The organism is Brumimicrobium mesophilum, assembly GCF_003025005.1.
GTDB lineage: Bacteria > Bacteroidota > Bacteroidia > Flavobacteriales_D > Crocinitomicaceae > Brumimicrobium > Brumimicrobium mesophilum.
Genome location: NZ_PVSS01000014.1, coordinates 43,763 through 59,107, shown reverse-complemented (window position 1 = coordinate 59,107; position 15,345 = coordinate 43,763). Strand labels below are relative to the sequence as shown.

The window sequence follows — 15,345 nt, the reverse complement described above, 5'->3', positions numbered from 1 at the left end:
GCAATAAAATTAAATATTTTTTGATGATTACACTAAATGAACTTGTATTGTTAGGCTTAGGGTTATTTGGAGTTTGCTTTATACTTTATTTTTGGAATAATGAGGTAGCTGACGAATGGCGAAAATCGATGATACTTTTTGGTAGCATTGTTTTTATATTTTTTGGTTACTTTTTGGTGCTAGACAAGGTTTATTCTGGACATTTAAAAACAGATTCAAATTTTTTTTATTCTGCAATTATTTCAATAGGTGTAGGAGCGTATTCGGTATATAGCACTTATGTTAAAAGATTTGATAAGCTGGAGAGTCCCTGGCGATTACCTCTGTTTTTCTTATTGGGTTTAATAATGATGATGTTTGGTCTATTTCTTCTTGGAGTAATGTTTTTTAGCATAAAAATCGCTTCAATTTATGTAGTAATTGTCGGTCTAATTGAAATTCTTGTTTCCTCCAGAATTGCCTATTTAAAGAAAAGTGTGAAATGGTTGTTTCCAATGACATTAGTAGGAGGATTAACTACTTTCATTTTTGGAATAATGGCCTTTTTTATTAAAGTAGGTTGATTTTATTAAATAGTCTAATTTAAAAGAGAAAAAACCTTCTTGATCAAATCTTTTTGAGCTATTGATAGGCTTGGTAGGTGGACGTTTTGCAAAACGTCCGTACCAACCTAGGGAAATTTCATAAATGAAATTTTAGGCAAAATTCTTTTCATTCAATTTTGATGAAAATAGAAAATCATTTTTAATTTTTAATATTGCTGATGAGAGTGTTTAATTTTATCCTTTTAACAATGCTTTTACAATCCTGTCAGAAAGATAGGATTGAGTTAATTCCTTTTCCTCCTGAGTTCTATGCGAAATGTTTTATTGATAAATCCCAAAACCTTGTTATGGTTTTAGGAGGTGACAATCTATATACTCAACAAAATAGAATATTAATCGATAGTTTAGTTCTTGACGAGGTGGAAGAGAATGATAAACTAACTGTCACCTTATACAAAGAGGCTAGAAGTCTCAATAGAACTAATTTTGGTCAAGACTATGAACCTTTTGGCAATGAATGGGAATCTTACCTTGGAGTTTATAGGTATGGTTACTTCATAATCCATGATAAACAGATTGTTGAAAAAGGACTTTATGATAACCGCAGACTAATTGAGTTAAATGGTAAGGAAATAAAATAGAATCTTAGGGAATTCAATATTAATTCTCAAGCTCCTGGGGGATTAAGACAACCATGCGAATAAAGACGTACGAATGCGAGGAGGGCTAATCAACAAACTTAGTAACAAGTACTCTCTTAAACCTTATAGGTCGTTCGTCGACTGTTTTTAATACGATGAGATAACAGTTTAAAGTTGGGAGATAGGCAGTGAAAATATCTCCTTGATTGGCTTCTTTAGTTTTTAAATCAAGTTCTGGTAATAAATCTCCCTCTTTAATCAATTCTAATTTACTAATGGGATCAGGACCCATATGGTATTTTGCAAATAGGGATTGAAATGACTCACCATTTTTATAACTATCAGTTATTACATCAATAAATGAGTCGATTTTAGAGGCTTCTAATTTGTTTTTATCTAAGTAGATAAATCTAGCATCCCAAACATGCTGTGTTATGGTATCTATTACCTTAGCCATGAAATTAATATTAGTTTTAATATCATGCCAGTAAAACGTTTCCATCAATGGAGCTTTTGTAATATCATGGAATCTTTTAGAAGTATCTAACTCTGAAATTGTATAAATATTTGCTAACCAGGTGGGATGCAGCTTGGAGTAGGTCTTGGCCTCGACTATGTTTTCTATGTTGATTAAATCACTCGTTATTTGTTTTTTAGTTTGAGAAAAACATTCTTTAATACCAAACACAAGACAAAGAAGTATTATTATTTGAATTTTAAACATTCTATAATTATTCATTTTATTCAAGTTGTGATACTATATTATTAAAATTCTAAATTTATTGTTTCAAGCTTCTTAAGCTCTCGCTTGATACTTGAGGACTACTAAGCGAACGGAGTTGTGTGGTAGCTGAGTATACTAATTTGTTTCTATAAAGTTTCAATCAACAAGCCGTAGATTTCATCATTTCCCTTGGTTGGAATGAAAAGTTCAAATATAAAACTTTCATCTTTTTTATTTTTGAATTGCCCAATAAACCTTATGAAAGATATTTCTAAATTATCTTCTTTCATATCTCCAAATTTAAACTCTTTAAACTCAAGTTGTGCAAAATTAGCTTTTTTATCTACTGTTTGAATATAAGATATAAAATCTTCTAGTGTAGTTGTTTTTCGTATCTCGGACCACAATTTATTATATACAGGTTCGTATTTTTTACTTTTTAGCTCTTCAAATGTTAGATAATATAAATCTAGAGATTTATTCACTTCTACCAAATCATTTATCTTATATTCAAAATAGGCATTTTCAGGGAATATAATTTTCACTTTTGTAAAATCATTAATTTTAGAAAGTGTATTTAATGCTGACAAAGAGCTGTTAGAAGAGATTTCTCCTCTTTTTTTTTCATCTATCACACATTTGGAAAAGATAATGATTATAAGGTCTTCTTCTTTTTTTACCTCAATTTTACATTCATATTTATTTTCCAATGTTTTGATTAATTCTTGTTCATCCTCACTATATGAAGAGCATCCATTAATTAAAATAATAATAAATATACTTAGGGTTAACTTACAAAATTTAGTATTGATTTTCATAGCGCAATATAATGGTTGATCAAATCCGATTATCAAAACTTGTGATTATTTATTACCCTGTTTTATATTAACTGTGTCTTGAAATTGATTTATAAGCTTATTACTATTGGTGTTTATATCGTATTTGAAATTCTTGATAGTTTTTATGTAAGTTGAGTCATTTTGTAATTTGCTTTGACTCTCAATAAAGTAATCTTGGTCACCACCTAGTTCAGCTAATATTGATTTATTACAAAGTCGTCCAAATTTATTGAATGAGAGTAAAGTAATTTCATTTATCCAATTATCGTTAGTTCCAATCACAGTAATCCGAGTTCTCTTAGTAGTTAATGATTGAATGTTATAAAGGAAATAAGTTTGTTCTGTAATAATTGAATCGACATCTTTAGGATTTTGAAAAATTGAGAGGTGTAATTCATTAAGGATGGCTTTAGGTTTATTCATATCCTGCTCCATTAATTTTAGAAAATTACTTATTGAGTCTTTGTTGAATTCCTGAATTTTATCTTTATAAATAAAGTCATTTTCAACCTCTTTTATTGAAAATAGTTGTTGTGTTGAACAGCCTAGTATTATAAAAGTAAAAGGGAGAACAAATGATATTATTTTGTTGTTTCTCAAAATTATTTAGTTTAATTCAAAACCTTGTTTAATTGCCTGAAATACTAAGGGATATGGGAATAGAATGTCATTAACTCTAGCTATTTTTCTTCAAAACCATATTATTCACCACCGAAAGCAAAATATACATGAGTACAATAATTGGTATTGCCCAAACCCATAAAATCAGTATTAAAACCAATGAAGCCAGAAGGAATGAATATCTAATTTCGTTTCCTTTCCATTTGAAGGACTTGAATTTTAATGCAAATAAAGGTATTTCAGCAACTAAAAGAATGGAGAACAAAATGACTAAGGACAATAACATTTGGTCTTTAATGAATGTCATGGATAAAACGGTTTTCCAATTGTCTTGACCAAATCCATCCCATAATAACAAGGCAAAAGAGGCAAAAAATAAACTATTTGCCGGAGTAGGTAAACCAATAAATCCTGTTGCTTGTCTTACGTCTAGGTTGAATTTTGCTAAACGGAACATACTCATGAAAGGAATCAATAATGCAAAGAAAGGCATCACTTTGTACCATCCATAAAAATGATTAGGTAGAAATGGGGAATTGTTGCCAACCAAATCATTCAAGAAAACTGAAATCCATAATTGAACGCTAAAGCCCATTGTTCCTTCTATCCACAATTCGTTAATTCCTCCGCCACTTTCAAGAATAATATCCCATGCACCTGATAAAATCAAAAGTACAAAAACGATTAGTCCAGGAGCTACTCCGAATGTAACCAAATCAGCTAAAGAATCTAATTGCTTTCCTAATTCACTTGGTTGTTTCATTAAACGCGCGACAAATCCGTCAAGGAAATCACATAAAGCCCCAGCAATGATTGCTAAAACTGCTAACTCTAATCTCCCTGAAAATGTGAAGATGATACTGGAAACACCAAATAATAGATTGAAACCAGTTAAAATATTTGCTACTGTAAACATGTGGACAAAGAAACAAATAATGTTTTAATGGCGTTTGTTTTAGGTCTAATTTTGTTTAATTCCTGATTGAAAGTGTTCCATTTTATCATTAATATAGATTCTGTTAATAAAAGTTATTAAGTTACACAATATTTTATGCAAATTTGCGCTATTGTTTAGACTATGAGAAATAACTTTTGGATTATCACCTTGTCTTTATTGATGCTACAAACTTCTGTTTTTGCACAAGATGAGACTATTGCACCTAAATATTCAAACGAATTTTTACAAATTGGTGTTGGAGCACGATCACTTGGAATGGGAAATGCCATGGTAGCTGGTGTAGATGATGTAACTTCTGTTTATTGGAATCCTGCAGGACTAACAGGCGTGAAAAACAAATTTGATGTTGGTTTAATGCACTCAGAATATTTTGCTGGAATTGCGAAATACGATTATATGGGATTGGCACACAAAATTGATGATAAAAGTGCGGTTGGTTTCGCCGCAATTCGTTTTGGGGTAGACGATATTCCTAATACTACTCAATTGATTGATAATGAAGGAAATATTGATTACGATAGAATTACTGTTTTTACGGCTGCAGATTACGGATTCCTTTTCTCTTATGGTAGAAAGTTAGGTGTTGAAGGACTTAGTGTTGGTGGAACAGTTAAAGTTGTACATCGACGAGCTGGAGATTTTGCTAGAAGTTGGGGCTTTGGAATCGATGCGGGAATGCAATATAACGTTAATCAAAAATGGTTTTTTGGAGCGATGGCTAGAGATGTTACTTCAACGTTCAATGCGTGGATTTTTAACCTCGATTCCGATATGCAAGAGGTTTTCTTAGAAACGGGAAACGAAATTCCAGAAAATGGTTTAGAGTTGACTTTACCAAGATTAATTTTAGCAGCAAAAAGAAAAATTGATATTGGATGGCAAGATATTACTATCTCTCCAGAAATAAATGCTTCAATTACAACAGACGGAAGAAGAAATACTTTAATCAAATCTGGTGTTGTTTCAATAGATCCGGTGATGGGCTTAGAAATAGGCTGGAGAGATATTGTTGCTGTTAGAACAGGAGTGAATAACTTTCAATATATCAAGGACTTTAATGACAATGAAACTTTAGTTTTTCAACCAAATATAGGTTTAGGTGTTACATTTAAAGGGATAACCCTAGACTATGCTTTCACGAATATCGGAAATCAGTCAGAAGCTTTGTTTTCTCACGTAATTTCACTTAAATTCGGGTTTAAATAGCTAACTTTAAACTTTTTAAATCGCTGTATGCGTATAATAACTACCTTATTATCAGTTTTTCTAACCATAACATTCGTATGGGCTCAGCCATATGGGAATGAATGGATAGACTACAACCAAAAATATTACAAGTTTGGAGTGGCAGAGGATGGTGTTTACCAACTTTCATATCAAACATTGGTTAATGCAGGTGTTCCAGTGAATACTATAGCAGCGAATAAATTTCAAATTTTCGGTAAGGAAAAAGAGCTTCCTCTATTTGTGAATGACAATGGAGATAATGTTATTAATGTAGGAGATTACATTGAATTTTATGCAGAGTCTAATGATGGATGGCTAGATTCATTACTGTATAACTCCCCAGACGATATTGGGAATCCAGCTTATTCATTATATAATGATTCGTTATACTATTTTTTAACGTGGACTACAGGTACTGCTAAACGATTTTTAATTGAAACAGATGTCAATTATTCAATTTATTCTCCTTCATCTTATGTTCTTGAAAAGTCTATTTTAGATTATCATGTGCAATATTATGGTGGTTTTTCGGCATACTCATCTTATAGTTCATTTTTCTCTGCAGGTGAAGGTTGGGGCGGACCAAATTATAATGGGGCCTCTAATTATACTTTAACTATTCCAGTTCCAACACCTGATGTTTATACTGGGGTTGGAGCTCCAGATGCAAGTTTCCATGCTAAATCTAATGCCAATTCAAATGCTAGTTTTTCAGGGTCAGGAAATCATCATTTAAGATGGGAACTTGGTTCGAGTGGGACGGAAATGCATGATGAAATTTTTATAGGTTATAGGCAGACTTCAGTTAATAAGAATTTCAACCCAAGTATTCTTTCGAATGGAACAACCAATGCATTTTTTAAAATTATAGGTGATCAAGGAGCTTCAACGGATTTTCAATCTGTGAGTTATGTCTCTGTTGAATATCCTCGTATACCTAATTCAAATGAAACATCTATTGACTGGGAAGTTCGTAGTGCGGGCACTCAAGCAAAAAGTAGATTAGATATTTCAGCTTCTAATTTAATTAATCCTACTGCTTATGTTTTTGGAAATCTAAATGCTCGGAAAATTCCGATCACAAACAATGGGGGAGTTTGGCAAGTTTTAATTCCAAATTCAGTGAATGGTGCAAATCAAAAATTAATTATTACCTCAGATGCTGATATTAAAGAGATTAATTCAATTTCGGCCGTAAATGGAACTGGAGTTTTTACGGATTATAGTCAAATTAACGTTGAAGCGGCATATATTTTATTATATAATCAGCAAATGTTATCTTCTGCGACCCAATATTCTTCTTACCGTAAAACTCCAAATGGAGGAGGATATAATGTTGTGATGTTAGAAGTGAACGATGCATGGATGCAATATGGAGGGGGAGTTCCAAAACATATTTTAGGAAGTCGTCGCGCTATTAATCATATTTACAACATTTCAACTTTAAAACCTGTAGCATTATTTATAGCAGGTAAGGCGATTTCAGAGGCCAGTGATCCAAACACAAGTTCAGCAGGGGCACCGAGAAAGAATGCTGCGGTGAACAGTTTGAATATTGTACCAAGTTATGGTTCTCCTTCTAGTGATATTTGTATAACTGCCAAATGGAATGGATCCATCAGCATGAAACCTGAAATTCCAACAGGTAGAATTGCAGCCAATAACAATGAACAGTTGAATATGTATTTGCAAAAAGTTAAGATTTTTGAAGCTACGCAAAATCAAAATGCTGTTTATAATAAAGAGTTAAAAGAATGGCAAAAACAAGTTATCCATTTTGGAGGTGGTTCAACATCTCAGGAACAGTCACTTTTGCAATCTTACCTTAATGGTATGAAAAATTCCATTGAAGGTCCAGATTACGGAGGGAATGTTACTTCATATTTTAAAGAAACTTCAAATCCATTTAATCCTGTACAATCTTCTGAAGTGCGTGAATTACTAGAAAATGGAGTTTCATTAATGACTTTCTTTGGACATGCCACAGGTGATGGATTCGATCAAAATATTGACGATCCTGAAAATTGGAATAATACTGGGAAATATCCGATGGTAATTGGAAACGGATGCTACACTGGAGATATTTTTAAATCAGATAATAGTTCTACGGCCGAGAGTTTTGTCCTTTTAGAGGATTTAGGTGCCATAGGCTTTCTTTCCTCTTCTAAATTAGGATATGCTTCTTATTTGAATCTATATTCTGCGGAGTTATATAGACAAATGAGTCCAGATAATTATGGCGCATCTTTGGGGGCTCAAATGTCCACGACAATACGCAATTTAGAAATTGTAAATCCTAGTTTCTTGACTGAGGTAACGGCAATGCAAATGATATTACATGCTGACCCAATGATCAAATTGAATTGGCATGCTAAGCCTGAAATTGATTTAACAATTCAAGATGTTTATTTTACTCCTTCTCAAGTTAATTTGTCTACTGATTCAATTACAGTAAATGTTGTTCTCACAAATCTTGGTAGAAGCGTAACCGATACATTTGGATTGACAATAACTAGAGGTTTTCCTAATTCAGCTATTGATTCGGTTTATAATTTATCAATATATGGATTGAATTATCGAGATACTATTCAATTCAATATGCCCTTGCAAGCTTCAATAGGTTCTGGAGTGAATCAATTTACAATTCAAGCAGATTTACCATCTTTTGTTCCAGAACAGTACGATGAATTTCAAAATAATGAAGTTAAAATTGATTACTTTCTAAATATTGACGGAATAATGCCTGTATTGCCATATAATTATGCAGTTGTACCAAATGACTCTATAGTTCTGAAAGCTTCAACGATTAATCCCATAGCTTCTTTTAATACTTATCGTTTTGAAATTGATACGACTGATTTATTTAATAGTCCATTTCTAAAATATGCTGTAAAAAGTGGAACTGGTGGTGTAAAAGAAGTTTTCCCAAATGATTGGAGGAGGGTTTCAAATAATTCCAATTCTCCCTTGATTTTAGAAGATAGCGTAGCTTATTTTTGGAGGGTTTCTATAGATTCAAGTGTTTATAGTTGGACAGAGCATTCTTTCCAATATATTCCAAATAAAACGGGTTGGGGACAAGATCATTTCTTTCAATTTAAAAACAGTGATTTTAATGGAGTTTCTTATGAAAGAACTCCAAGAAAAAGAGAATTCGCAACACAACAAATAGAGTTAGCTGCTCAAGTTTATGATAATTCAAATTCAGTTTTCAAATATAACTCCACATTGTGGTCTGTAAATGGGCAAGATGCAGAATATGGTTTATGTACAACTTCACCTTCCTTACATGTAGGTGTTGTTGACCCTTCTACCCAAGCTCCGTGGGGAAGTTTTTATAACGGGGTTAATGTAAATAATCAATTTGGAAATGCTAACAATGGTGCTTCATGTAGAACTCGTGTAGAGAATTATTTTATTTTTCGTCAAAACTCTGCATCACAACTTCAAGCATTTGAAAATATGATTGCGAATGAAGTTCCAGATGGACATTTCATAGTGATATATACTACAATGCGAGCTTTGTATAGTCAATGGCAATCCATTCACCCAAGTTTATTTACGACTTTACAAAATGCTGGTGCAACTGGAATGTCACCTTCATCACCTGATAGAGCCTTTATTTTTATTTATGAAAAAGGGGATCCAAGTACGGCCATGACTATTCATGCTCAAAATTCAGGGGAATTCATTAGTTTAGCAAATACCTTTTCTGGTTCAGTAGGTAGTGGAATAGAGTCTTCTACTTTAATTGGTCCGGCAGCGGAATGGCAAACCATTTATTGGAAACAAAGCTCTATGGAAACTCCTGTGAATGATTCTACTAGGTTAGTTATTAAGGGGTACGATCACAATAAACAATTCCAAATTGAGATTGATACTGTGTTTTCCAACAACGATTCTATCCAAAATTTCAATACTATTCTTTCTGCAAATGACTACCCATATCTGCAATTGCAAGCTAAGTATTATGATAAAATAACACTAACTCCAGCGCAAGTGGACAGATGGCATGTATTATATCAACCTCTGCCTGAAGCCGCAATTGATGGTTCAGCTGGATATGCATTTTTACCCGATCAAGGAGATTCATTGCAAGAAGGTATTGAAATGTCTTTTGCAGTTGATGTGAAAAATATAAGTGATTTATCAATGGATTCATTATTGGTGAATTATTGGATAACAGATAAAAATCAAGTTAAACATCCTATTAATTATATGCGTCAAGATTCTTTGAGACCAGGGCAGGTTTTAAGAGATACTGTGCAATTTTCAACTCAAGGTTTATCGGGTGAAAACACCTTTTGGATGGAAGTTAACCCATACAATAAAGGGGTTAATAATCAATTAAAGGATCAACCAGAATTGGCGCATTTCAATAATCTATTGCAAATTTCATTCTTCTTAAAAGTGGATGACGTCAATCCTATTTTGGATGTTACTTTTGATGGTGAACATATTTTGAACGGCGATATTGTAAGTCCAAAAGCGGAAATAGTCATTGGTTTAAAAGATGAAAATCCATTCTTAATGATGAATAATGATGCGGATACGAGTAATTTTGGAATTTTCTTAACGCATCCGAATGGTGATCAAAAACGTGTTCCTTTTATCGATGGAAATGGAAATCAAATTTTGACTTGGATTCCTGCGAATGGTACAGATTTAAGGTTCGAAATTATCTACAACGCAGAATTTGAAGAAAGTGGAGTATATGAATTGATGGTTCAGGGATCTGATAACTCTGGAAATCTTTCTGGAGATATTGAATACCGAATTCAATTTGAAGTGATTTTAGAGTCAACGATAACTCATTTAATGAATTACCCTAATCCATTTTCTACATCTACTAGATTTGTGTTTACGTTAACTGGTACTGAAGTTCCTGAAGACATGATTATCCAAATTATGACGGTAACTGGAAGAATTGTTCGAGAAATTACCGAAGATGAATTAGGATTTATTAGAATTGGTAGAAACATCACAGAATATGCTTGGGATGGTAGAGATGAATTTGGAGATCCATTGGCGAATGGTGTTTATTTGTACCGAATGAAAGCCAAAATCAACGGTGAAGATATCAAACATAGAGAAACAGGTGCAGATCAATACTTCAAAAAGAATTGGGGAAAAATGTACTTGATGAGGTGATTTTCATATTCTTGTTGAGGAATAATGCATTACGCCTCTACAAGAACATGAAAAAATGCAACAATCCAAATCAAATCAACTTATATTCAATATTCTTTGAATTCAATGTCTTTAAAACATTCTCGTTAATATCAATTTTCAGCGAACGTGATGGCATTTCAATTTCAAGTTTATTTACTGTATCATAAATTTTAAACTTTACTTGGAATTTTCCTTCGTTCTCCTTAAAAATATTGTCAATGTCTTCAATTAGTGTATGACTAATATCGGTTAATGGAACAGATAATTCTAAAGCACTTGCTTTTTGATCTCGTAAACTTGAAAGGAAATCAATCTTTTGAATCTTAAATTCAAATTCATTTTGATTCCATCGTTTTGACATTACTTTACCTGTCATGAAAATAAATGAACCTTCAACCATGTAATCTCTAAATTTTCCATAATCCTCTCGGAACAAAAATAATTTAGTTGAATCGTTATAATCTTCGATCATTAAGGTTCCAAATGGGTCACCTTTTCTTGTATGTCGGTGTTCAACCTCCGTGATAATTGCTGCAACAGTAAATTCTAAATTCTTGTATTCCTCCAGGTTGTTAATGTATTCTACGTTCCCATTACAGAAAGAATCAATATCAATTCTATAATCATCAAGCGGATGACCCGAAATGTAAATTCCAACAACTTCTTTTTCTTTATTCAATTTTTGAAGAGAAGACCATTCTGCAACCATAGGAATTTTTGGAGCAGGAGTTTCAACACCAGATCCTTCACCAAAAAGACTAACTTGATTAGAGTTCGCACTTTCTTGATGGTTACTTCCGAATTTAATAGCATTCGCTAAAAAAGTTCTGTTGTTTTCTTCCACGAAATATTGTGCTCTGTGAACATTTGAAAATGAGTCTAAAGCACCAGAAAGTGCCAAGCCTTCAAATGCTTTCTTATTACATTTTCTTAAATTTACGCGTTTTGTAATATCAAAAATATCCCTAAAAGGTCCATTTTCTTTTCTTTCCTCAACAATTGCATCCACTGGTCCGTTACCAACACCTTTAATAGCTCCTAAACCAAAACGAACAGCTCCTTTCGAATTCACTGTAAATTTGTAGTTTGACTCATTAACATCTGGTCCTAAAACATCTAATCCCATTCGCTTACATTCCTCCATGAAGAATGTTACCTGTTTGATGTCATTCATGTTGTTACTCAACACGGAAGCCATATATTCTGCTGGATAATTGGCTTTTAAATAAGCTGTTTGGTAGGCAATCCAGGCATAACAAGTGGAGTGAGATTTGTTAAATGCATAAGATGCGAAAGCCTCCCAGTCATGCCATATTTTTTCTAATTTCCCTTTATTATGTCCTAATTCTGCACCTTGATTTAAAAACTTTGGTTTTAGTTCAGCTAGTAAGCTCAGTTGCTTTTTACCCATAGCTTTACGAAGTGTATCTGCTTCACCTTTGGTAAATCCACCTAATTTTTGAGAAAGCAGCATCACTTGCTCTTGATATACAGTAATTCCATAGGTTTCCTCCAAGTATTCCTTTGAATCTTCAATGTCATAAACAATTTCTTGTTCTCCATTTTTACGTTTAATAAAGTCAGGAATATACTCTATTGGTCCTGGACGATATAAGGCATTCATTGCAATTAAATCTGCAAATACTGATGGCTTAAGTTCCCTCATGTATTTCTGCATTCCTGGAGACTCATATTGGAAAACTCCCACAGTTTCACCTCGTTGGAAGAGTTCATATGTTTTTAGATCATCTAAAGGAAAGTCATCAGGAATTAAATCTATATCATGTATATCTTTAACGAATGCAACAGCATCTTTAATTAAAGTAAGGGTCTTTAATCCTAAGAAATCCATTTTAAGTAGACCGGCTTCCTCAACGACAGAGTTATCGTATTGCGTACAATACATCTCAGAGTCTTTAGCCAATGCAACAGGTACATATTCTGTGATGTCGCTAGGTGTAATGATTACCCCACAAGCATGGATTCCTGTATTTCTTACATTTCCTTCTAATCTACGAGCGCTTCCAAGTACCCGCGCGGGTAAGTCGGTACCTTTTGAAATATCAATTAGCTGATTGGCCATTGTGATACTTTCCTGGTTTTCTTTTAATTTTACAGATAAATCTGCTGCATCCATGCCAAAAATATTCTTCAAAGAAGTATCTGGAATTAACTTGGCTAATCTATCAGCTTCGAAGAGTGGAAGATTCAAAACACGAGAGGTATCTCTAATCGATGATTTTGCCGCCATCGTTCCATAGGTGATAATTTGAGCCACTTGATTAGCGCCATACTTATCAATTACCCATTGAATAATTCTACCACGACCTTCATCGTCGAAGTCAATATCTATATCGGGCATTGATACACGGTCAGGATTAAGGAAACGCTCGAAAAGTAGATCGTAAGCAATAGGGTCTACATTCGTAATACCATTACAATAGGCAACTACAGAACCTGCTGCAGAACCCCTACCTGGTCCAACGATAATTCCCATGTCTCGTGCGGCATGACAAAAATCTTGTACAATCAAGAAATATCCAGGATAACCAGTATTTTCAATTACTGATAACTCAAAATCTATCCTTTCTCTAACTTCATCCGTAATTTCCTTATATCTAGGTTTTGCTCCTTCATACGTTAAGTGACGCAAGTAATTATTTTCTCCTCTTTTTCCTCCATCTTCTAAATCTAAAGGATCAGTAAATTCTTCAGGAATATCGAATGCGGGCAATAATATATCACTGGCCAAAGTGTATTTCTCACATTTGTTGGCTATTTCCATTGTGTTTTCTATTGCTTGAGGTAAATCTGCAAACAATTCTTTCATTTCATCTGGTGACTTGAAATAGTAGTTGTCGTTTGGAAGTCCATATCGGAAACCTCGACCTCTACCTTTTGGCGTTTCCACCATTTCACCATCTTTAATACACAATAAAATATCATGAACAGCAGCATCACTTTTATTCAAATAGAAAGTATTATTTGTGGCTACGAGTTTCACATTATGCGTTTTTGCAAATCGTAATAATACTTCATTGACACGTCTTTCATCTTCCTGGTCATGACGCATTAATTCCAAGTAGAAATCATCTCCAAATTGCTCTTTCCACCAAATAACTGCTTCTTCAGCTTGCTTTTCACCAACGTTCAGGATTTTAGATGGAATTTCACCATACATATTTCCAGAAAGTACAATGATATCTCCTTTGTATTTTTCAACTACGTTTTTATCAATTCGCGGAACGTAATATTTACCTTCAGTGAAGGCAATAGAAGACATTTTCGCAACATTGTGGTACCCTTTTTTGTTCTTCGCAAGCAAGACAACCTGAAATCCATTGTCCTTTACTGTTTTGTTAAGGTGGTCTTCACAAATATTAAATTCACAACCTATAATTGGTGTAATTTCATTCTGTTTGTATGTTCTGCCTTCTTTTTCAGCCTCTTCACGTTCCTTTCTTACAGCTTTATTGAAATTTGTAATGTGCTTTTCAAAGTGAAAGGCAGCCATCATATTTCCGGTGTCTGTTAAGGCAACAGCAGGCATATTGTATTCCGCAGTTTTCTTAATTAAATCTTTGATGTTACTCGTAGATTGCAAAACTGAAAACTGAGAGTGATTATGAAGGTGAACAAACTGAGTTTCTGCTAATATTTCAAGTCCTTCTTCTATTTCCGCTTGGGAAACTTCCTCTTGAGTTTCATGTTGGGCTTTTAGTGCTTCACTTTTTTGTTTCAAATTTAAGTGCGTCAGTCCAACGGGTTGAATAACATCTGGATTAGCATCTAAATATTCCTCAATATATGCTTCTTCTGCTTGAAGTTCTTGAGCTGTGAATACGCGTCTTCTCACCAATTCGAAGAAAGAGCGAGCAGTTGCTTCAACATCGGCAGTTGCATTATGCGCCTCTCCAAAAGGAACGTCAAATAAGTGCTGATGTAATTCAGTTAATGTGGGTAACTTGAATTTTCCACCTCGACCTCCAGGAATACGACATAACTGAGCTGTAGTTTCCGTACATGTATCCAATATTGGCATGTCATGCATTGGCGTTTCCATGTTCAATCGTACAAATTCAGAACCCATAACGTTGATATCGAAACCAACATTCTGCCCAACAATAAACTGAGAACGCTCCAAGTCCTTGTTGAATTCTTCCATCATTTCACGAAGAGGAACACCTTCAGTTTCAGCTAAAAGTGTAGAAATTCCGTGAATTCTCTCCGAATCGTAAGGAATATCAAAACCATCTGGACGAATTAAGAAGTCTTTTGACTCAACAAGCTGACCTTTTTCATCGTGCAATTGCCAGGCAATTTGAATACATCTTGGCCAATTGTCGGTGTCAGTATATGGAAGGTTCCAATTTTTAGGTAAACCTGTTGTTTCAGTATCAAAAACTATGTACATGGGAGCGGATTTTTACATTTCAAAGTTACGGATTTGATAATTGATAATGGATAATTGTCAATTGATAATTTCAAAAAATATGCACGATTAAAATAATTTCTTCTGTAAGTCCTATTGAATGGTGGAGGTAAGGTAATTCACTTATTGTTAAACTATTTTATTTTACTTAATTCTCGATTTCTAATATGTAATTCCAAATATTTC

9 protein-coding genes are annotated in these 15,345 nt (G+C 33.5%); 4 read left to right on the top strand and 5 right to left on the bottom strand.

What is annotated here, in order from left to right; translation table 11 throughout:
• Positions 1-23 precede the first annotated feature (23 nt).
• Together C6368_RS13995 and C6368_RS13990 are read left to right on the top strand one after the other, a co-directional pair.
• A complete protein-coding gene (locus C6368_RS13995; protein WP_107039847.1) occupies positions 24-563 on the top strand; it encodes a MotA/TolQ/ExbB proton channel family protein in 540 nt (179 codons plus the stop codon).
• A gap of 230 nt (positions 564-793) precedes the next feature.
• Complete coding sequence (locus C6368_RS13990; protein WP_159038608.1) at positions 794-1,186, top strand: hypothetical protein; 393 nt, start codon at positions 794-796, stop codon at positions 1,184-1,186.
• A gap of 85 nt (positions 1,187-1,271) precedes the next feature.
• Here C6368_RS13990 and C6368_RS13985 read toward each other — a convergent pair whose 3' ends face one another.
• The 4 genes from C6368_RS13985 to C6368_RS13970 all read right to left on the bottom strand — a co-directional run bounded on the left by C6368_RS13985 (position 1,272) and on the right by C6368_RS13970 (position 4,286).
• Positions 1,272-1,925, bottom strand: a complete 654-nt coding sequence (locus tag C6368_RS13985; protein ID WP_107039845.1) for a hypothetical protein — start codon at positions 1,923-1,925, stop codon at positions 1,272-1,274.
• Positions 1,926-2,056: 131 nt separating this feature from the next.
• Positions 2,057-2,728, bottom strand: coding sequence for a hypothetical protein (locus C6368_RS13980; protein WP_107039844.1), 672 nt, complete (start codon positions 2,726-2,728; stop codon positions 2,057-2,059).
• Between the two features lie 45 nt (positions 2,729-2,773).
• Positions 2,774-3,349, bottom strand: coding sequence for a hypothetical protein (locus C6368_RS13975; RefSeq protein ID WP_107039843.1), 576 nt, complete (start codon positions 3,347-3,349; stop codon positions 2,774-2,776).
• A 76-nt stretch (positions 3,350-3,425) separates the two neighbouring features.
• On the bottom strand, positions 3,426-4,286 hold the full coding sequence (locus C6368_RS13970; RefSeq protein WP_107039842.1) for a CDP-alcohol phosphatidyltransferase family protein: 861 nt from the start codon (positions 4,284-4,286) through the stop codon (positions 3,426-3,428).
• 162 nt (positions 4,287-4,448) lie between these two features.
• On the opposite strand from C6368_RS13970, the gene C6368_RS13965 reads away from it, so the two are divergent.
• Positions 4,449-5,534, top strand: a complete 1,086-nt coding sequence (locus C6368_RS13965) for a putative type IX sorting system protein PorV2 (protein ID WP_199851648.1) — start codon at positions 4,449-4,451, stop codon at positions 5,532-5,534.
• Positions 5,535-5,561: 27 nt separating this feature from the next.
• Positions 5,562-10,706, top strand: coding sequence for a putative type IX secretion system sortase PorU2 (gene porU2, locus C6368_RS13960; RefSeq protein ID WP_107039841.1), 5,145 nt, complete (start codon positions 5,562-5,564; stop codon positions 10,704-10,706).
• A gap of 70 nt (positions 10,707-10,776) precedes the next feature.
• Here the strand turns inward: porU2 and dnaE are convergent, their stop codons facing one another.
• Positions 10,777-15,141 carry a DNA polymerase III subunit alpha gene (gene dnaE, locus C6368_RS13955; RefSeq protein ID WP_107039840.1) on the bottom strand — a complete coding sequence of 1,455 codons (4,365 nt, stop codon included), beginning with the start codon at positions 15,139-15,141 and terminating at the stop codon, positions 10,777-10,779.
• Positions 15,142-15,345: the final 204 nt, after the last annotated feature.